This is a genomic window from Campylobacter hyointestinalis subsp. lawsonii, from assembly GCF_013372165.1.
In the GTDB taxonomy this organism is placed as follows: domain Bacteria; phylum Campylobacterota; class Campylobacteria; order Campylobacterales; family Campylobacteraceae; genus Campylobacter; species Campylobacter lawsonii.
Genome location: NZ_CP053828.1, coordinates 163225 through 182557, shown reverse-complemented (window position 1 = coordinate 182557; position 19333 = coordinate 163225). Strand labels below are relative to the sequence as shown.

Sequence of the window (19333 nt, the reverse complement as noted above, 5' to 3'; positions counted from 1 at the left end):
AAATATTTAAATTTATGAAAAATAGATAATTTTTAATTAACATTATTTTAGATATAATTGCCAACAACTAAAACTAGGAGTTATATTATGTTTGCGAGATTTAGAAGACTTAGAATAAATCCTGCTGTTCGCGATATGGTCAGGGAAAATAAAATTTGCGTAGAAGATTTCATCTATCCGCTTTTTGTCGTTGATGGAAATGGTATCAAAAAAGAGATAAGCTCGATGCCAGGAGTATTTCAGCTAAGTATCGACGAGCTTTTAAAAGAGTGTGAAGAAGTCGTAAGCTTAGGTATAAAATCCATACTTTTATTTGGAATTCCAAGTCTAAAAGATAGCATAGGTAGCGACGCTTTGAGTGATGATGGACTAATCGCTAGATCTCTAAGAGCTATAAAAGCTAAATTTCCAGGGCTTGTAGTCATAACTGATCTTTGCTTTTGCGAATATACAGATCACGGGCATTGTGGAATACTTGATTATGTTCATAAAACAGTCGATAATGACGCCACGCTTGAGATCTCTGCTAAACAAGCTTTAATTCATGCAAGAGCCGGTGCTGATATGATAGCTCCAAGCGGTATGATGGATGGCATCATAGAAACTTTAAGAAACGCTCTTGATGAAAACGGATATGAAAATCTTCCGATCATGGCGTATTCTACTAAATTTGCTTCTGCGTATTATGGGCCATTTCGCGACGTGGCTGAGAGTGCGCCAAGCTTTGGCGATAGAAAAAGCTACCAAATGGACTGCGCAAACCGCCTTGAAGCGATAAATGAAAGCTTAGAAGATGAAGCGCAAGGTGCAGATATTTTAATGGTAAAACCGGCTTTAGCTTACCTTGATATATTGCGTGATATCAAAGAAAGAACTCTTCTTCCAGTCTGTGCGTATAACGTAAGTGGCGAGTATGCGCTACTAAAAGCCGGAGCAAAAGCCGGAGTCATCGACTATGAGCGTGTTATGATGGAAACAATGGTTGGATTTAAGCGTGCAGGAGCAGATCTGATAATAAGCTACCACGCAAAAGAAGTAGCTAAAATCCTAAAATCCCAAAATAAAGTGCGATGATGAGACATTTTTTGACATTAAACGATTTTAGTAAAGATGAGATTTTAGATATTTTAAATTTAGCCGCCAAGATTAAAAAAGAGGCAAAAAGTAAAAATTATATCTCTTATCTCAAAGACCAAACCTTAGCAATGATATTTGAAAAAAGTTCGACTAGGACAAGAGTCAGCTTTGAAGTCGGCATTCATCAGCTCGGCGGCAAAGGGCTATTTTTAAGTAGTCGCGATATACAATTAGGGCGCGGCGAACCTATCAAAGATACTGCTAGAGTTCTTGGAAGAATGGTAGATATGATAATGGCTAGAGTTTATAAACAAAGCGATTTAGAGGAATTTGCTAAATTTAGTGGCGTACCTGTTATAAATGGTCTTAGCGATGATTTTCATCCTGTTCAGCTTATGGCCGATCTGCTTACCTTAAGCGAACTTGGATTAAATTTACAAACTATGAAAGTAGCATATATAGGCGATGGCAATAATATGGCTAATTCGTGGCTTATGGCTGCATCTAAGCTTGGTTTTGAGCTTAGGGTTGCCACTCCAAAAGGCTATGAAGTACCGCAGTGGGTTTTAGACAAGGCAGAAAAAAACGCCAAAATAAGCGGTGCAAATTTAATCATCACAAATGATCCAAAAGCCGCTATTAGCGGTGCAGACGTCGTTACTACAGATACTTGGGTTTCTATGGGGCAAGAAGATGAAAAAGAAAAGCGCATTAAGGATTTTGCTGGATACTGCGTTGATGATGCGATGATGAGCTTAGCAGCTAAAGATGCTAAATTTTTACACTGTTTGCCAGCTTACCGCGGATATGAGGTAAGTGGAAGCGTTTTTGAAGCTCACGCAGAAGAGATCTTCAGCGAAGCAGAAAATCGTTTGCATGCTCAAAAAGGCGTAATGGTTTGGTGCGATAGGAAAAGATATGAGTAAAAAGCATAAAAGATTAGATGATATAAGTAGCACTCTTGGTATCTCTAAAGCAAAACAAACAACATTTAAGCTAGAACAAATAGATGAAAAAGAGATGAAGCTCACTATAAACAGAGGAAATATCGATCTTACAAACCCATGGTTTGGCGTCAGTAGCAATGGAGAAGAGTGTGCTCTTATATCAGCAGCTCTGTTTGAAGCTATTTTAAATTCATTAAAAAATACACAAAAAGAGAATTTTGAGCTAAAGCTTGAAAGATCTATTTGGCAGCATATTCCTGTTGATTTTGGCGATGTTTGGAGTGTAGCTATAAATGAGATAAAAGGCAAAAAATTTAAAAAAGAGCCAAATTTGGATCAGATAATCAAAAAAATCAAAAGAGAACATCCAAATTTATTTGTAGATATGCAAAATTTGATCCATACAAACAAGGAAATACAATGATAAACTTTGACGCATTTGTGAAGTATTCTAAGCCAGGACCAAGATATACGAGCTATCCTACGGCTTTGGAATTTAGTGATGAGTTTAGCTATGATGAATACACAAAACGGCTAAGAAATGGCGATAAAAATAGACCTTTATCATTGTATTTTCATCTACCATTTTGTCGTTCGGCTTGTTATTTTTGTGGCTGTAATGTCATATACACTAGCAAAAGCGACAAAATGGCTAGGTATTTAGATTATATAGATAAAGAGCTTGATATCTTAAGTGCAGTTTTAGATACAAATCGCAAAGTTACGCAGATGCATTTTGGCGGTGGAACGCCTACGTTTTATAGCGCTAGTGAGCTTAATAGGCTTATTAAATCCATAAAAAGGCATTTTAAAAACTGGAGCGATGATGCTGAGATAAGCTGTGAGATCGATCCTAGATTTTTAAACGAAGAGCAACTAGATGTGCTAACTACTCACGGGTTTAACAGAGTGAGCTTTGGCGTGCAAGATTTCGATGAAAAAGTTCAAAAAGAGATCCATAGAATTCAGCCATTTGAGATGACTAAAAATGCAGTAGATATGGCTAGAGCTAAGGGTATCATCAGCGTAAATACAGATCTTATTTACGGACTTCCGTTTCAGAGTTTAGAGAGTTTTAAAAATACGCTAGATCTAGGACTTAAGCTAAATCCTGATAGATTTGCCGTGTTTAATTACGCTCATGTGCCATGGATTAAAAAGAGTATGAGAAAATTTGATGAAAGCACTCTTCCAAGCCCAAAAGTCAAGCTAGAAATTCTAAAATACACTATGGAATTTCTCACATCAAACGGATACAAAATGATAGGAATGGATCACTACGCTAAGCCTAGTGATGAGCTATTTCACGCACTAAAAAGCGGGACGCTCCATAGAAATTTCCAAGGATATACGACCAAGGGCGGTGCTGATCTCATCGGTATCGGACTTACTAGTATAGGTGAGGGCGAGGACTACTATGCGCAAAATTTCAAAGATATGGACGGATACGAAAAAGCTATCGACGAGGGCAAATTGCCAAATTTCAAAGGTATAATGCTAAGCAAAGAGGACAAGCTAAGAAAAGCCGTGATTATGGATCTTATGGCGAATTTTGCTCTTGATATAAAAGCTATTGAAACTAAATTTAACATTGATTTTTGGGAACATTTTAAAGATGAGCTAAATGAACTTGAAGAGTTAAAGGATTTTATAGAAATTTCGCCCCAAAAGATAAAAGTAAATGAAACAGGAACTCTTCTTATAAGAAATATCGCTATGTGTTTTGATGAATATATGGTCAAATTTAAAGACGTCAAAAATAGCTTTTCAAAAACGGTATAAAGATGAAAAATTTTTTAGGATTTGGGGTGGTCGGGAACTTTGCTTTTCATTTAGAACAAGCAGGAGAGGCTAGTGATTTTGTGGATATCAAGACCAAAGAAGCAGACGCTCCAAAAGGGATTTTCCCTTTTTATATTCCTGGATTTGATGGATTTTTGGGAAGAGATTGTATTGATAATTTAAATTTGATATTAGCTCGCGGTAAAGATATTCAAGCTGAACCAGAAATAGCCATTAGATGTGAGTTTGAGTATGAAAATGGTATCGTCAAAGGTATCACGCCGATTGCGTTTATGGCATTTAACGACGCTTCTATCAGAGGTGATAAGACAGCTACTAAAATATCTCAAAAAAAGAATTTCTCAAGTGGTTCAAAAGGTTTTGGTAACGAGATAAAAATAGATAAATTTGATGAAACCGGTATTTGCAACGATTACTCTTTAGTTTCGTTTTTAAAAAGCAATGAAGAGTTTTTTAGGTATGGCGAGTGTGCGAAAATAAGTGAATATAACTATATCTACGCCAAGCTTTTAGGCTGGATAAAAGACACTTTTAACTCTCAAAAAGATTTTTCTGTACTTGAGGATTTAGGTGAAATTCTAAGAAAAAGCGGGTATAAAAAAGATGTCATCATCACAATAGGAGCCACTAGATATGAACCTAAGGGTGAAAATCGCTTTTTAAAAAGTGGCGATGAGATAAGTATCGTAAGCTTTAATCATACAAAATATAGCTTAAATGATATAACAAATTTTATAAAAAACGATGAGAATATGAGTAAATTTGATGATATTTCAGTTTTAAAACAGGTTGTAAAATGAAAATATATATTTTAGGCGGCGGAAATATGGGGACTGCTATGGCTTACGGGCTAAAAAATAGCGGTTTTGATGTCATTATAGTAGGAAGAGATAAAGCAAAACTTGCAGATCTAAAAGAAGCAGGATTTAGCGTAGAGCTTTATGGCGATGTCTTTGATATAAAAGATAAAAATATAATACTTGCAGTAAAGCCGTATGCTTTACAAAGTGTATCAAATTTACTAAAAGGAGATGCAAAAGTTTGCATAAGCGTATTAGCAAGAACAGATCTTAAACTATTAAAAACTCATATAAAAGCTCAAAATTACGCTGTTTGCTTACCAAATATCGCTGCTAAATTTAACTCTAGCATAACGCCTTTTATGAGTGAAGGCGACACACTTTTGATATCGCAAATTTTAAACGGCTTTGGTAGCTCAGTCAAGCTCGAAACTAAAAATGAGCTAGACGCCGCTAGTGTGCTAGCAGGATGTGCGCCTGCATATCTTGCTATCGTAGCTGAAGCTCTAAGTAACGCAGGAGTTTTAGAAGGATTAAAAAAAGATGATGCAAATATCTTAGTAAATGGGCTTTTTAACGGCTTTAGTAAGCTTTTAGCAAGTTCGCATCCAGCTCTTATCAAAGAAGCAGTTTGTAGCCCAGGAGGTACTACGATAGAAGGCGTAGCCCAGCTTGAAAAATACGCTATTAGAAGTGCTTTTATAGAAGCTGTAAAAGCAAGCACAAAAAAACAGAGAAGTTAAATGCAAAAATATAAATTTAATATCATTTCAGATGCGTGTGTAAAATGTGGAAAATGTAAGCCAAACTGCACTATTTTCAAGATCAGTGGCGATGAGACAAAGAGCCCTAGGGGATTTCTTGACTTGCTTGGTGCTTATAGTCGCGGTGAGCTTGAGCTAGATAAAAACGCTAAAGATATATTTGAAAGTTGCTTTTTATGTACAAATTGCGTAAGCGAATGTCCAAATTTATTAGCAACTGATACGATGATAGAAAACGTAAGACGCGATATAGCAGATAAATTCGGTATAGCGTGGTTTAAAAAAGTATTTTTTTGGCTACTTAGACATCGTAAGATTATGGATCTTGCAGCTCGTATGGGATATGTTTTTCAAAGTTGTGGATTTAAAGTAGGAAACGGCGAGATGCAAGCGCGTTTTAGCATTCCTATGTTAAAGAAAGAAAGACTACTTCCAGCTGCAAGTAAAAAGAGTTTTTTAAATTCTCATCTAGAATTTATCGATAACGGCGGCGAAAAAACAATCGGAATTTTCATAGGCTGTATGGGAAACTACGCATATACTAGCATCGGCGAAGGGTTACTTAAAATTTGTAAAACATTAAATTTAAATGCTCATTTGATGAAAGATCAAAGTTGTTGTGCTGCTCCGGCGTATTTTACAGGAGACTTTAACACAGTTGAGGTTTTGGCTAAAAAAAATATTGCGTATTTTGAGAAAATGCTTGAAATTTGTGAAGCTATCATTATCCCAGAAGCCACTTGTAGTGCGATGATAAAGGTTGATTACGAACATTTTTTTGCAAATGATGAAGAGTGGAAGAGCCGTGCTAAAAATGTGAGTAAAAAGATATTTTTGGCTACTGAGTATTTTGAGAAATATACAAATTTAAGTGAAATTCTTGCAAAAATAGGGGCAAATTTAGATAAAGCCACTATTACTTATCACGACCCTTGTCACGCTAAAAAAATGCAAGGCGTATTTAAAGAACCTAGAGCTTTACTAAGTAAGGTTTATAATATCAAAGAGATGAGCGATACTATTAGTTGTTGTGGATTTGGTGGCGTTACTATGCAAAGTGAGAAGTATCATTTATCTCGCGCAGCAGGAATTAGCAGAGCTAATAGCATAATAAAAACTGAAGCTAACTGCGTAAGTGCAGAGTGCAGTGCTTGTAAAATGCAACTAAATAACGCACTTCATCTTCAAAATTCCGATATGAGATGTGAAAATCCTATCGAGCTTATAGCAAAAGTGCTGTAAATGGTTAAAATACGTTATTTGATAGCCATTTTTACTTTACTATTTTTAGGGTGTTCGCAAAAGATAAATGATGAAGGGCTAAAAAGAGTTTTTGTGCCTGAATTTGAAACGATGGTATTTAAAAGCAAGGATTTTAGGCGTAATCTAAGCAAAAAAGATGAGCGTTATATACTAAATTTTGGCGAACACATGATAAGTCTTAGCTCCAAAGACAATTTTACAACCGCGATTTTGATAGATGAAAACGCTAAAAGATACGACTTAAATAGAGTTTTTAGCAGTGAGGGAATTTTGCTAAGAGGTGCTAAGATAGAGTTTTATATAATGCAAAATGATGGATATTTTCTTAAAAATGGTATAAAAACAGCTTATGAGAGGATAAAATGATTCAAACTAAAACTTATGATATAAAAAGCTGCGATGATGTAGAGCTTGGGATAGAGCGAAAATCACTTTTAAATTTCTTTTTAACTTATGATGATAGTAAAAGCATTGAAGCCATTGTTTGCATTATCCCAGGGCTTGGAGCAGATGCAAATTATAGCTATAAAGAGCATTTAGCCCAGAGTATAGCTTTAAATTTAAATGTTGCTGTTTTAAGCGTGAATTACCACTGCATAGCAAATCGCCCACAAATCGGAGCAAAAACTATACTTGATGATATAGATAAACTTATCTTTAGAACCAGCTGCGAAGCCATAGGTTTTAAGCTTGAAAAAGATTTTGAAACAAAATCAGAAGATACGCAATATGTAGATAATATAGTAAATTCTCTAAATTTATTTATAGCTTTAGGTAAAGTAAATGGTAAGTTTTCAAGTGATTTTGAACTAAATTTGCATTTTACTTTTCAACCGCCAAATGGAGATTATCAAAACTTTGGTTTGATGAGTGCAATTGATGTTATAAATGCTATTTTACACGTCAAAGCAAATCCGCCGTTTAATTGTAATGATGATAGGTGGGGGGGGGTGCCTTGCATCTTAGTAGGCTCAAGCCATGGTGGATATATAGCAAATTTGTGTGCCAAAATCTCACCTTGGATTATAGATGGCGTAGTGGATAACTCATCTTGGAATATCTCTAGCGATATTTTAAAAAATAAAAATTATTTACAATTCTCAGCTATGGGCTTTGGTAAAGAGATAGACTATATAAGATATTCAGCGACAAATGCAATCAGAAAAAATTTAATCTTTTTTTATTCAGATAAAACAAAATGGACTTCAAATTCCGCTTCGCCATATTTTTGTTCTAAAAGCAGATTAGATATAAGAGATGTTAATTACCCAAAACATTTGTATATTCAAAGCAGATCAAATAAGCCTATTTATATAGGATATCACTCAATAAATGATCATATAGCAAACTACTATGATAAATCTAAATTTTATGAGAATTTAAAGCTATTTAAATTTGATTCAAATTTGACTTTAATAAAAGATCAAAACCAAGTCGATGGTAAATTTATAAAAAATTTAAATCACGGTATGGATATGAGTATAAAAACTCTTATTTTAAAAGAAGTTCCAACAATTTTAGATAAGCTAAAAACGCTCAAAAAACCAAAAAAAGCTAAAAAAATCAGCTACGAAACAGACGAATGGATATATCATTTTAAACAAAACAAGGATAAATTAGAACTAACCTGCCAAAAACTAGAGCCTAAATTTGAATAAATAACAAAATATTGCTTTTTATGTTTTTAACGCTAAAAAATATAAGCACTTAGAAATTTAAATGTGTAGTTCATTATACTTGATTGCAAGAACAATGACGGATTAAAAAATTATAGCAGAAACAAAACGCGCTACCGATAATTGTAAAATGCAACAAAGCTTATTTTAAAGTAAAGAAATATATAAAAGCTTCTAAAGGTATAAAAAGTAAAGTAGAAAAAGTCTATAACGGCTTTTTCTATGATGTGCATTAAATGCTAAATGGCAATCACCACTCTATATATGTTTTTGCCCTTTTGATATCTATAAAATTTATATCGTTAGAGACACCATCTATATCTATAGCGATTTTATCATCAGTAACAGATAAAACCTTGCCTTTTAGCTCACTTTTATCATTTAAGCTTATTTTTACAAGTTCGCCGATGCTAGCTTTAAAATGCTCTATTTTGCTAAGTTTTCTTTCGATTCCTGGACTTGAAACCTCTAAAACCCAGTCTCCACTGACTGGAGGCATAACATCATAAATAGGCGAAAGTAGTCTGCTGACGGCTTCGCAATCATTTAAATTTACACCGCCGTTTTTTGTGATATATACTCTAAATATAGTCCTACCATTATCGTTTGCTATTTCTGTGTCATATAAATTTACACCGCATTCAGAAACTAGAGCTGCTAAATCTGTCATTTGTCGCCTTTTTGTAGTTCGCTTGAGATCTTATCAAAAACCTTATCTATACGATTTTGATACTCTAGTCTATCATCAAATTTAAAATGAAAATTTGGAGCTCTATACCAACCCTCAGCCGCCATACAATGATTTTGAATATACTTACACACTCTTTTTAAATGGCTAAGAACATAAGCTTGCTCTCTTTCATCAAGCATCATTTTATCAAGATACACAAAAGCATCATACCTGCCTTTTTTACACTCAACATCAGTAACGCAAAGTCCTTTTAAATACGCATCTTCTAAAGTGCTAAGAGCTTCTGGGATAAGCTCTTTTAATATACTCTCTGTTCTTAGTCGTTTGACTTCGGCGGCATTCATAGTTCTGCCTTGTTTTGCACTTCTTTATAGCTTTCTATATAATCGCCCTCTCTCATATCGTTATAACCCTCTATGCCTACACCACATTCATATCCTTTTGATACCTCTTTTGCATCATCTTTAAATCTCTTTAACGAGCTGATATTTCCCTCAAATACAACGATACCATCACGAATAACTCTTATCTTAGCACCTCTGTGTATGCTACCATCAGTTACCATACAGCCTGCGATCTGCCCGATCTTTGGTACGTTTATAACTTGTTTGATAACTGCTTGACCAAGATCTTCTTCGCTTATTATCGGACTCATAAGACCGCTTAAGAGTGCTTTTACATCATCTATAAGATTATAAATAATGCTATATGTTTTTATTTCTACGCCTTTTTCTTTTGCTTTTTCTTTGACTTCGCCAGTTGGTCTGATATTAAAACCGATGATAACGCAGTTTGCACTTGCACTAGCAAGACCAACGTCACTTTGGCTTATACCGCCTACTCCGGCATGGATTATATCTACTTTTATCTCATCGTTTCTTAATTTTTCAAGACTAGCTTTTATAGCTTCTAATGATCCTTGAACATCTGCTTTTATGATAACCGGAAGGCTTTTTAACTCACCTTCGGCTATTTTTGCACTAAGTTCATCAAGCGTTACTTTTGTAGATTTACTAAGCTCTTTTTGTCTTAGATATTCATATTTTTTAGCGGCATATTCACGCGCTTCTTTATCTGTTTTGACGCTAATTAAAGTCTCTCCGGCATCTGGAACTTCACTAAGTCCTATGATGACACCGCATTCGCCTGGTTTTATAGAATTTAGAGCATTTCCCTTGTCATCTTGCAACGCCCTTACTTTTCCATAAGCCACACCAGCAACTATAGTATCTCCTACTTTCAAAGTTCCGTTTTCTACTATGATAGTAGCCACCGGTCCGCGACCTTTTTGAAGAGAACTTTCTATAACAGTAGCTTTTGCTTCTCTATTAGGATTTGCTTTTAGTTCCAAAATTTCAGCTTGAAGAAGAACTATTTCTAGCAGATCTTCGATGCCCATACCTGTTTTAGCTGAAATCGGCACAAACTCGTAAGTTCCACCCCATTCAGTAGGCAATATATCTAACTCAGCAAGTCCTGTTTTTACAAGATCTGGATTTGCATTTTCTTTATCCATTTTATTTATAGCTATGATGATAGGCACTCCTGCTGCTTTTGCATGATTTATAGCTTCTTTTGTTTGAGGTTTTACTCCATCATCTGCTGCTACGACTATGATGACTATATCAGTTACGCTAGCTCCACGCGCACGCATAGCCGTAAATGCTTCGTGTCCTGGAGTGTCTATAAATGTTATATTTTTACCATTTTTTTCAACCATATAAGCACCAACGTGCTGAGTGATACCGCCAGCCTCACCGCTAGCTACGCGTGAGTTTCTTATATAGTCAAGCAAACTAGTTTTACCATGATCTACGTGACCCATTATAGTGACAACTGGAGCCCTTGTTTCTTCATTTTTGTTAATATTTATCTCTTCATCGTCATAAGCTTTTACGTAATCAAACGCTTCTTGCGTATCTATGATGTTGATTTCTATATTAAATTCTGCGCCAAGTATTTCTATCTCATCTTCTTCTAAAAAGTCATTTTTAGTCGTCATTTTTCCTAGCATAAATAGTTTTGCTATGATATCGCTAGGAGATTTTTTTATCTTATCTGCAAATTCATATAAACGTATCTCTTTTGGAATATTTACACTAGTTATCTCTTCATTTTCTTTATCTTTTACAACTTTTTTATGTTTTTTGCGTGAATTTCTTTGAATTCCGCCTTCAAAATTATAAGTATTGTTTTGTGCGGTTTTATAAATGTTTAATTGTTTTTTTATCGTATTTTGACGCTCAACTTCGATAGGCTGTATGGTAAAATCAGGTAAAACTACGACATTTTCATCTTCTATGACTATGTCATTGCTAAAGTTTATTCCGTCTAATAAATCGATCTTTGCTGAATTATTTTTTTTAGATGCAGGGGTTATTTTTTTCTCTTTTTTCTTCTTTTTTAAATTATCATCGTTACTGCTAAATATAGCCTCTAGTGTCTTATTAGCTGGTTGCGTGGCTTGTATTTTTTGCGCTACTTGTTGGGCTATATTTTCTTCTTTTTTCTTTTTTACTATTATCAGCCCTCTTCTTTTTGCAAGACTAGAACTAGCTAAACTCTCTTCTTTTTGCTCGATTTCATTCTCTTTTGGTTCTTGTTTTTTTATATCATCTTGCTTCTTAAGGCTCTGTTTTTTGATCTGTTCGTTTTGGGTATTTGCTTGAATCTCTTGTGATTGTTTTTTATCTTCTTTTTTAACAACCTTAGTCTTTTGTTGATGGCTCTCTTTACTTTTCTTTTCCATATCATCTGGTTTTTTGCCAAATTGAACATAGTCATAAAGTTTAACTGCGTCCTCTGGCGATACAGCACTAGATGAAGTAGTGACCTTAAAACCAAGCTCTTTTGCTTTTTCTAAAATCTCTTTATTTGAGTAACCAAGCTCTTTTGCTATTTCATGAATTCTAATATTAGCCATCTATTAGTATCTCCTTTAAATTTACACTATTTTTACTAAACCTTGAAAGTGGCTTTTTTAGTTCTTTTCTATCTTTTTGCATACAGTTTTTACACAAGTAAAATGATCTTGTATTTTTTGGATTTGGTATTATCTCATCATCAATAGAAGCAAATTTAAAAAGTTCATTTTGAAAGAATCTACCCTTACAAACCACGCACATTCTTATCGGTTTATGATTTTTGTTCATATTATATCTCAATTTTCTTTATTTTTGGCTTATCATAAATCCGTTGTTATCTAGCTCAAAAACTTCAACTCTAAAATCACCAAATCTCTGCTTTAACAGATCTTTTAGTCTATTTGCATCGTCTTTGTATGTCAAATTTAAAAAGCTAGAGCCACTACCTGATAAATTGCTCATCAAAGCCCCGTTATTATAGGCTAACTCTCTTATTTCAAAAAGCTCATTTAGTCCTTGCATACGGATCTCTTCGTGCATCTTATCTATACTTGCTATTTTTAAATTTGTATAATCTTTACTCATAAAACAAGCTGTAAGATAAGCTGCGTGAGATATGTTGCTAACGACGTCTTTCATAGAGTATGATTTTGGTAGCTTTCCTCTAGATTGTTTTGTACTCATAGCGTTATTTGGTATCACGACTACAGCCCTAAGATCTGAGCTTAAGTCCATTTTGTGCGAATACACGACACCTTTATGAACGACATTTGCGGTAAATCCGCCCCAAACCGCTGGAGAGATATTGTCTGGATGATTTTCAAATTCCAAAGCTCTATTTAGCACTTGCTGTCTATCTGTTTTAAATCCTGAAATTTGATAAGCCAAAGCTATCGCACTTACAATAACAGAAGAGCTACTACCAAGACCTCTAGAAAACGGGATATTGTTAGTAAAAGAAAACTTAAAATTTAAATGTTTGCCCGTAAGTTCAAATACAATTTGATTGAAGATATTTATAAACGTATTATTTTTTCTAAGACTTATCTTGTCACTTCCTTCGCCGACTATGGAAATAGAAGTAAATTTTTGTGGCGAAACGACAACTTCATTATATAATTTTAAAGCTAAACCAAGGCTGTCAAATCCTGGGCCTAAATTTGCACTCGTAGCTGGTGTAAGTATCTTCAAAATCTCTCCTAAATCGCATCTATAATATAATTAGGCAGTGTATCACAACTTCTATTTAAATTTGATAAATTGCTAGGCAAACTAAATGGGGTTGGCATAACTTTTTTTAAATTTACGCTCCCGTTTTCATAGACGAAGCTCATATTTTTATTTGCCTTAATGGCGCCATAATTATTTAGCTCAAAGCCACTAACTGCGTAAAAATCGCAATCTTTTGCAATACAATACGTCTTAAGCACGACATAAGATACTTTTAAACCCATAAAACTACCAGGAGTATTTGCATAAGTTATGCTTTTGATCTTAAATTTACTTCCGATCTGAGATAAGATGCTTATCAAAGCTTCGCTTGCTCTATCATCGCTTGATATAGTATTTATTAAAACATCATTTTCGTAAATTCCTACAAGAAGTGGAGACGAAAGAGCTACGACTAAAATTCCAACCTGTTTTATGCAAAAGCCTTTGCGTATTCTGGCTCTTTAAGCCCTTCTTTTATGGTAACTATCTCATAGTTTTTTTCATCAGCTAAGATAGCTTTTGTTAGCTTATGGTTAAGATCATGACTTCCTGCATAAGCCTCATAATCCCCAACCATAGGTGCTCCAAGCAAGCTTATATCGCCTATAGCATCAAGAATTTTATGGCGAACAAACTCATCTTCAAATCTAAGCCCCTCTGGATTTAAGATATGCGTATCATCAATAACAACAGCATTATCTAGGCTTCCGCCAAGCGCTAGCCCCATAGCGTTTAATTTTTGAACGTCTTTTAAAAATCCAAAAGTTCTAGCGCGCGCTATTTCATTGATAAAGTTTTGTTTGCTAAACTCAAACGTATAGCTTTGCTTTCCGATAACTGGATTTTCAAATTTGATAGTATAGTTAAATTTAGGATTTTTGCTAGGACTTACTTTTACGTATTTATCGCCCTCTTTTACCTCGACATCTTTTTTTATCACAAGAACTTTTTTATCGCCATCAAGCTCCCTAACACCGGCTTCATCTAGCATCATACAAAAGCTTATCGCACTTCCGTCCATAACAGGTACTTCGTTTGCGTCTAAAACTATTCGGATATTGTCTATTCCATAGCCATTTATGGCTCCAAGAAGATGTTCTATAGTAGAAACGTAGCCTTTTTCATTTCCAACTACAGTCGCCATTTGCGTATTTATGACATTTTTTGGCTCAGCCCTAAAGCTAGTCCCCAAATCGCTTCTATAAAAAACTATACCCATATCTTTTTCTAGCGGTTCAAGTATGATCTTAATCGGCTCACCTTTATGCAGACCGATACCTACTCCCTCGACCTTTTTTGCTATCGTTGTTTGTTTCAAATTTATAATCCTTATCAAATTTTATGCAAAATTATATCAAAAAACCGGTAAATAAAATTTATCGATTAGAAATTTAGTTCAATAATTTCACAATAAAAGCAATTACCGCTCTTCTTAGTTATCTATACAAAAGTGCTGTTTTAGCTAAATTTGCTTTAATCTATTTCAATCACGCTATCCTATCACTTTGCCTTGCATAGTTTAAATTTATAGCTTATTTTAGTAGCTATTTTTTATCTATAACCTGTTTTGAGAGTTCAAGCACATCATAGATGTTGTCTTTCATCCATTTAGTATCCATCCACTCTTCTGGTCTGACTTCTACGCCTTGAACTAAAACTCCAAAGTGCAAGTGATCGCCTAAAGCTAGACCGCTAGTACCTGTTGTAGCGATGAGCTGTTCAGCAGATACCATATCTTTCGTATTTACTACAGAACTATTACAATGTCCATAAAGCGTATAAAGTCCAAATCCGTGATATAAAATTAAATTTAAACCATAAATTCCATTATCTGCGTTAAAAGCGACTATTGCATTGTTGCTTGATATGATATCAGCTCCAGCCGTACTTGCAAGATCTAGCCCTAAATGCCAACTTTCACTTACATTTTGTCCATCATAGGTATAATACCTATGATCGCCAAAACTAGCAACCGCAGCACCATTTTTAAGAGGATAAAAAGGTTTTACGTAAAATGAGTTTATAGATTCTTCTGGGACGACTGAGGTTATCTGCGATATTTTTTTCTCATTTGATATCCTAAGTGTTTCGTTTATAAATTTAAATTTAGCCAATTTATCCATAGAATCAGGATCATTTGAGTGCATATTTGTAAGATCAAGTATCTTGCCGTCTAAAAATCTATCGCTTAATGATATTTTTGAAACCCTATATTTTCTATCTTGTAAGAAGTATTTTATTCTCATAGAACTTCTGTTTTTTGCTTTATCAACCGCAACTATATCAGCACTAAAATCATCTACGCTAACAGGCCAAGCAACCAAAGAAGCGTAATATCCTTCTTTGTAAAATGGTGTAGCTTTAAATTTCTTGCCATAATTTGTCATAATATAAACTTCGTCCAAATTTGGATCACTAGCTCTAAATACAACTGCTGCAGAACCACCTTTTGCTATCTTGTATGATTGATTTAGCGCGTAAAGCTCCGGTCTTTTCGTGTCTATCTTTAGCTCTGCTTGTGTGGCGGCTTCGTTTCCTCTAAAAAAATTCCATTTACTATTATCAGTCGCTTCTACGATAAGAGTATAATTTTTCTTTTCATTAAACGTATTTCTTTTTGGGAAAGAGATATTAAATGAGAGTTGTTTTGGGCTGTCTTTAAACTCTTGGCTCATAACTACTTGAGATGAGGTGCCGTCATTTAGTATAACTTTTATAAATTTGATACCGCTTTCATCTTCTATCTTTATAGGTATAGGATCTTTTAAATTCCAGTAAATTTGAGATTCAAGAGCCACTTTTGGGCTATTTTTGTCAAACATACTAGAGCTTAAAAGCCCAAAAAAACTGACTACTAAAACCAAAATGACAACTATATAAACTAAACCCCTAAATCCGTTATTTTTTCTCATATTCTACCTTTATTTACATCTAATTTTGTGATTTTATCAAAATAATTATAAATTTAACTACAAAATATCTCTAAGTTTTCTAGCAGTGTTCATCCACTCTTTTAATTCGTCCCATTTTTCGCCTTTTATCAAATCTTGACAAATTTGAAGCTCATTTTTGAATGAATCAATCGCGCTGATAAGATTATCTTTATTTTGCTTAAATATATCCACCCACATTTGGGGACTTGACTTTGCAATGCGAGCCATTCCGCTAAAGCTACCACCAGCTAGCAACAAAATATTTCTTTTATCTTCTTCTTTTAGCGTAGCATTTACCAAACTATAGCTAATAGCGTGAGGCAAATGCGATATGATGCCTACATGATGATCGTGGCTTTTTGCATCCATAAAAATGATCTTCATACCGGCATGACTTAGTATCTCAACTGCCCTTTTTATATGCTTTTCGTGTGCATTTTTATCATCGCATACTACTACAACAGCACCATTTAAAAGGGATTTAAACGCCGCTTTAGGGCCTGAGTTTTCAGTTCCTGCCATAGGGTGAGCTGCTACGAAATTTTCTCTTATCTCTTTTGGGCATTTTTCTAATATTTTAGATTTCGTAGAGCCAAGATCTACTATCGTAGTATTTTTTGGTATATCTTTTAAATCACCCAAAACCTTTATGATGGCTTCAACAGGAATAGCTAAAAATATCATATCGCAAGTACGTTTCATCTCTTCAAAACTGATGATCTTATCAATCAAACCGAGCTTTAGAGCGTCCTCTTCATTTTGCTTATTTAGATCATAACCGCTGACACTAGAGATGATCTTCATATCTCTAAGGGCTAGACCAAGGGATCCGCCTATAAGTCCAAGTCCGATTATTCCAACTTTCATATATTTCCTTGATAATTTTTTCGCAATTATACTTTAAATTTAAAAAAAATTTTATTATGCTATCAAATTTGTATCATTTTTTTAAATTTATTGTATGTTAAAAGTATTTATGATAGTATGGCGAAAATTACTTAACTTTAGGCAAAAATTAATGAAAAAAATTTTCTTTTTAAGCTTGGTTGCAGCGTCCGCGCTAAATGCTGCTACTATAAAATCCATAACATACAAAGGGCTTATCCACTTATCAAACGATATAGCAAATGATATCTCTGGATTAAAAATAGGCGATAATCTAACTGAACAATCCTCAAATCAAGCTATTTTAAATTTATATAAACAAGGATATTTTAAAGATATCTACATAGAAGAAAATGACGGAAACGTTATTATAAATTTCAAAGAAAAACCTACGATAGCAAAACTTGATATAGAAGGTGTCGTAACAAATGATAAAAAAGCTATTGATGGCATACTTGGCATAAAACAAGGTCAAATGTATGATAACGTAGGCATAAAAAAAGCAAAAGAGAGAATAAGGCAGTTTTATGAAGCTAAAAGCTATTTTGATACAGTTGTAGATGTAAAAACCACTCCACTGCACGGAAACGAAAATGCACTTCAAGTCATAATGACCATAAATAGAGGCGAGAAAATCACTATAGAAAATGTAAATTTAGAAGGTGCAAAAGTTCTTGATTACTCAGATATAGAACCGGCTATAGCAAATAAAGAACGTGAATTTATGGGCTGGATGTGGGGGCTAAATGATGGTAGCGTAAAGATATATGAACTCCCAAACGATCCATCAAAGATCAAAGAAGAATACCTAAAAAAAGGTTATCTTGATGTTAGTGTTTCTAATCCGTATTTAAATACATATTTTGATAACTACACAGCCGATCTTACTTATTATATAAACGAAGGTGAAGCATATAAAGTAAGTAGTATAAGCATAGAAGCTCCTAGTGAGCTTGAGCTAAATACAGATGAGATCATAAAAGGCTTTAAACTTGAAACAGGCGATAGACTAAATTCTGCTTGGCTTAGAGGCGATGTAGAAAAACTTGAAAATATAGTAGCAGACAAAGGCTATGCTTATGTAAAAGTTTATCCAAAAACAGAGAAAAACGAGACAGATCATACAGTAGATATAGTATATCAGGTAGTTCCAAACGATCAAGTATATATAAGAAACGTTATAATCTCTGGAAATGACAGAACAGTAGATAGAGTTATCCGACGTGAAATGTACTTGACTGAGGGAAATTTATACAACAGAAGTGACCTTGTAGATTCTAAAAACGCACTTAAAAGAAGTAGTTACTTTGAAGATGTAGAGATAAAAGAAAATAGGATAAGCAAAGATCAAGTAGATCTAGAAGTAAAAGTAAAAGAAACTTCAACAGGTAGTATAACAGGCGGTATAGGATATGGGACAAGTGATGGTCTGCTTTTAAGCGCTGGAGTAAGCGATACGAACGTATTTGGTAGCGGATACAAAGGCAGTATAAGCGTCGATAAAAGCGATGACACTCTTAGCGGAAATATAGGACTTACAAATCCTAGGGTCTTTGACTCAGAATATAGTCTTGGCGGAAATCTTTTTGCAAACGACTATGAGTGGGATGATTATAGAGAGAAAAACTATGGAGCTTCTATAACAGGTGGTAGAAAGCTAGGTAGATACGTAACTGCATTTTTAACATATCAGATCGAACAGAGCAAAATTAGCGGTTTGGATCAGTTTTATAAAGCAGCTGGATACCAAAACGGCACAAATTTAAAAAGCTCATTAATACCTGGCATCACATTTAACAACACAGATGACTACTACTTGCCAAGAAGCGGTATCATAGCAGGCACGAACTTTGAGTATGCAGGAGTCGGCGGAGATATTGAATTTGTAAAAAATAAAACAAATTTTAACTACTATTTTGGACTTAGGGATTATATAGATTATGATTTGATCCTTAGATATAAATCGAATTTTGGCTATATATGGAATAGTGACGATGCTAAACTTCCTATCAATGAAAAACTATTCTTAGGTGGTATAAGAAGCATAAGGGGATACGATAACAGAAGCGTAACGCCAAAAAAAGACATAACTATAAGTAGCGGAGCTACAAAAAATATAGATATGGGTGGTAAGATAGCGTTTAACAACTCAGCAGAGCTAAGTTTTCCTATCATAGATCGTTTAAAAATGCGTGGGGTTTTATTTTTTGATTATGGTATGATAGGCGATGATAGTTTAAATGAGATAAAGCGCTACAGCACAGGTGCTGGTATAGAATGGCTAACTCCTATTGGACCACTTCAACTTATCTATGCCAAAGCATTAAACGACAAACCAGGCGATGATACAAGTAGCTTTGAGTTTTCTATAGGCAGAAGATTTTAGCGTAAATTTGACCGGAACTACCGGTCAGATCA

At 34.4% G+C, this 19333-nt stretch carries 19 protein-coding genes; 10 read left to right on the top strand and 9 right to left on the bottom strand.

Annotated features, from left to right (window positions below; genetic code table 11):
* Positions 1–87 precede the first annotated feature (87 nt).
* Genes hemB through CHLWT_RS00970 form a run of 9 tightly spaced genes read left to right on the top strand, consistent with a single transcriptional unit; the run spans position 88 to position 8312 of the window.
* A complete protein-coding gene (gene hemB / locus CHLWT_RS01010) occupies positions 88–1074 on the top strand; it encodes a porphobilinogen synthase (protein WP_112000479.1) in 987 nt (328 codons plus the stop codon).
* Positions 1074–2003 (top strand): ornithine carbamoyltransferase, encoded by a 930-nt coding sequence (argF, locus tag CHLWT_RS01005; protein ID WP_111971106.1) that lies wholly within the window; start codon positions 1074–1076, stop codon positions 2001–2003. The genes hemB and argF overlap by 1 nt, the downstream gene beginning before the upstream one ends.
* Complete coding sequence (locus CHLWT_RS01000; protein WP_112000480.1) at positions 1996–2448, top strand: DUF2603 domain-containing protein; 453 nt, start codon at positions 1996–1998, stop codon at positions 2446–2448. Before argF ends, CHLWT_RS01000 begins: the two co-directional genes overlap by 8 nt.
* Positions 2445–3806: an oxygen-independent coproporphyrinogen III oxidase gene (gene hemN, locus CHLWT_RS00995; RefSeq protein ID WP_112000481.1), complete on the top strand. Its 1362-nt coding sequence runs from the start codon at positions 2445–2447 to the stop codon at positions 3804–3806. Before CHLWT_RS01000 ends, hemN begins: the two co-directional genes overlap by 4 nt.
* Before the next feature lie 2 nt (positions 3807–3808).
* A complete protein-coding gene (locus CHLWT_RS00990) occupies positions 3809–4627 on the top strand; it encodes a DUF5718 family protein (RefSeq protein ID WP_112000482.1) in 819 nt (272 codons plus the stop codon).
* A complete protein-coding gene (locus tag CHLWT_RS00985; RefSeq protein ID WP_111985714.1) occupies positions 4624–5370 on the top strand; it encodes a pyrroline-5-carboxylate reductase in 747 nt (248 codons plus the stop codon). The genes CHLWT_RS00990 and CHLWT_RS00985 overlap by 4 nt, the downstream gene beginning before the upstream one ends.
* On the top strand, positions 5371–6633 hold the full coding sequence (locus CHLWT_RS00980; protein ID WP_111985713.1) for a (Fe-S)-binding protein: 1263 nt from the start codon (positions 5371–5373) through the stop codon (positions 6631–6633).
* Complete coding sequence (locus CHLWT_RS00975) at positions 6634–7020, top strand: hypothetical protein (protein ID WP_112000483.1); 387 nt, start codon at positions 6634–6636, stop codon at positions 7018–7020. It abuts the gene before it with no gap.
* Positions 7017–8312: a DUF2920 family protein gene (locus tag CHLWT_RS00970; protein WP_112000484.1), complete on the top strand. Its 1296-nt coding sequence runs from the start codon at positions 7017–7019 to the stop codon at positions 8310–8312. Before CHLWT_RS00975 ends, CHLWT_RS00970 begins: the two co-directional genes overlap by 4 nt.
* A 268-nt stretch (positions 8313–8580) precedes the next feature.
* On the opposite strand, the gene rimP is transcribed toward CHLWT_RS00970, so the two are convergent.
* The 9 genes from rimP to CHLWT_RS00925 all read right to left on the bottom strand — a co-directional run bounded on the left by rimP (position 8581) and on the right by CHLWT_RS00925 (position 16897).
* Positions 8581–9000: a ribosome maturation factor RimP gene (rimP, locus tag CHLWT_RS00965; RefSeq protein WP_112000485.1), complete on the bottom strand. Its 420-nt coding sequence runs from the start codon at positions 8998–9000 to the stop codon at positions 8581–8583.
* Positions 8997–9365 carry a 30S ribosome-binding factor RbfA gene (gene rbfA, locus CHLWT_RS00960; RefSeq protein ID WP_063997562.1) on the bottom strand — a complete coding sequence of 123 codons (369 nt, stop codon included), beginning with the start codon at positions 9363–9365 and terminating at the stop codon, positions 8997–8999. The genes rimP and rbfA overlap by 4 nt, the downstream gene beginning before the upstream one ends.
* Positions 9362–11944: a translation initiation factor IF-2 gene (infB, locus tag CHLWT_RS00955; RefSeq protein ID WP_112000486.1), complete on the bottom strand. Its 2583-nt coding sequence runs from the start codon at positions 11942–11944 to the stop codon at positions 9362–9364. The genes rbfA and infB overlap by 4 nt, the downstream gene beginning before the upstream one ends.
* Positions 11937–12173 (bottom strand): DUF448 domain-containing protein, encoded by a 237-nt coding sequence (locus CHLWT_RS00950; RefSeq protein WP_063997564.1) that lies wholly within the window; start codon positions 12171–12173, stop codon positions 11937–11939. The genes infB and CHLWT_RS00950 overlap by 8 nt, the downstream gene beginning before the upstream one ends.
* Before the next feature lie 18 nt (positions 12174–12191).
* The gene (gene thrB / locus CHLWT_RS00945; RefSeq protein ID WP_112000487.1) at positions 12192–13076 is read right to left on the bottom strand and encodes a homoserine kinase; all 885 of its coding nucleotides are present in this window, start codon (positions 13074–13076) and stop codon (positions 12192–12194) included.
* An 8-nt stretch (positions 13077–13084) separates the two neighbouring features.
* A complete protein-coding gene (locus CHLWT_RS00940; RefSeq protein WP_309300093.1) occupies positions 13085–13417 on the bottom strand; it encodes a glycoprotease in 333 nt (110 codons plus the stop codon).
* Positions 13418–13527: 110 nt separating this feature from the next.
* On the bottom strand, positions 13528–14415 hold the full coding sequence (lpxC, locus tag CHLWT_RS00935; protein ID WP_063997567.1) for a UDP-3-O-acyl-N-acetylglucosamine deacetylase: 888 nt from the start codon (positions 14413–14415) through the stop codon (positions 13528–13530).
* 226 nt (positions 14416–14641) lie between these two features.
* Positions 14642–16009, bottom strand: coding sequence for a peptidoglycan metallopeptidase Pgp6 (gene pgp6 / locus CHLWT_RS00930; RefSeq protein WP_112000489.1), 1368 nt, complete (start codon positions 16007–16009; stop codon positions 14642–14644).
* A 57-nt stretch (positions 16010–16066) separates the two neighbouring features.
* The gene (locus tag CHLWT_RS00925) at positions 16067–16897 is read right to left on the bottom strand and encodes a prephenate dehydrogenase (RefSeq protein ID WP_111974895.1); all 831 of its coding nucleotides are present in this window, start codon (positions 16895–16897) and stop codon (positions 16067–16069) included.
* A 151-nt stretch (positions 16898–17048) separates the two neighbouring features.
* Between CHLWT_RS00925 and bamA the strand changes: the two genes are divergently transcribed.
* Positions 17049–19301, top strand: a complete 2253-nt coding sequence (gene bamA, locus CHLWT_RS00920) for an outer membrane protein assembly factor BamA (protein WP_112000490.1) — start codon at positions 17049–17051, stop codon at positions 19299–19301.
* Positions 19302–19333 lie beyond the last annotated feature (32 nt).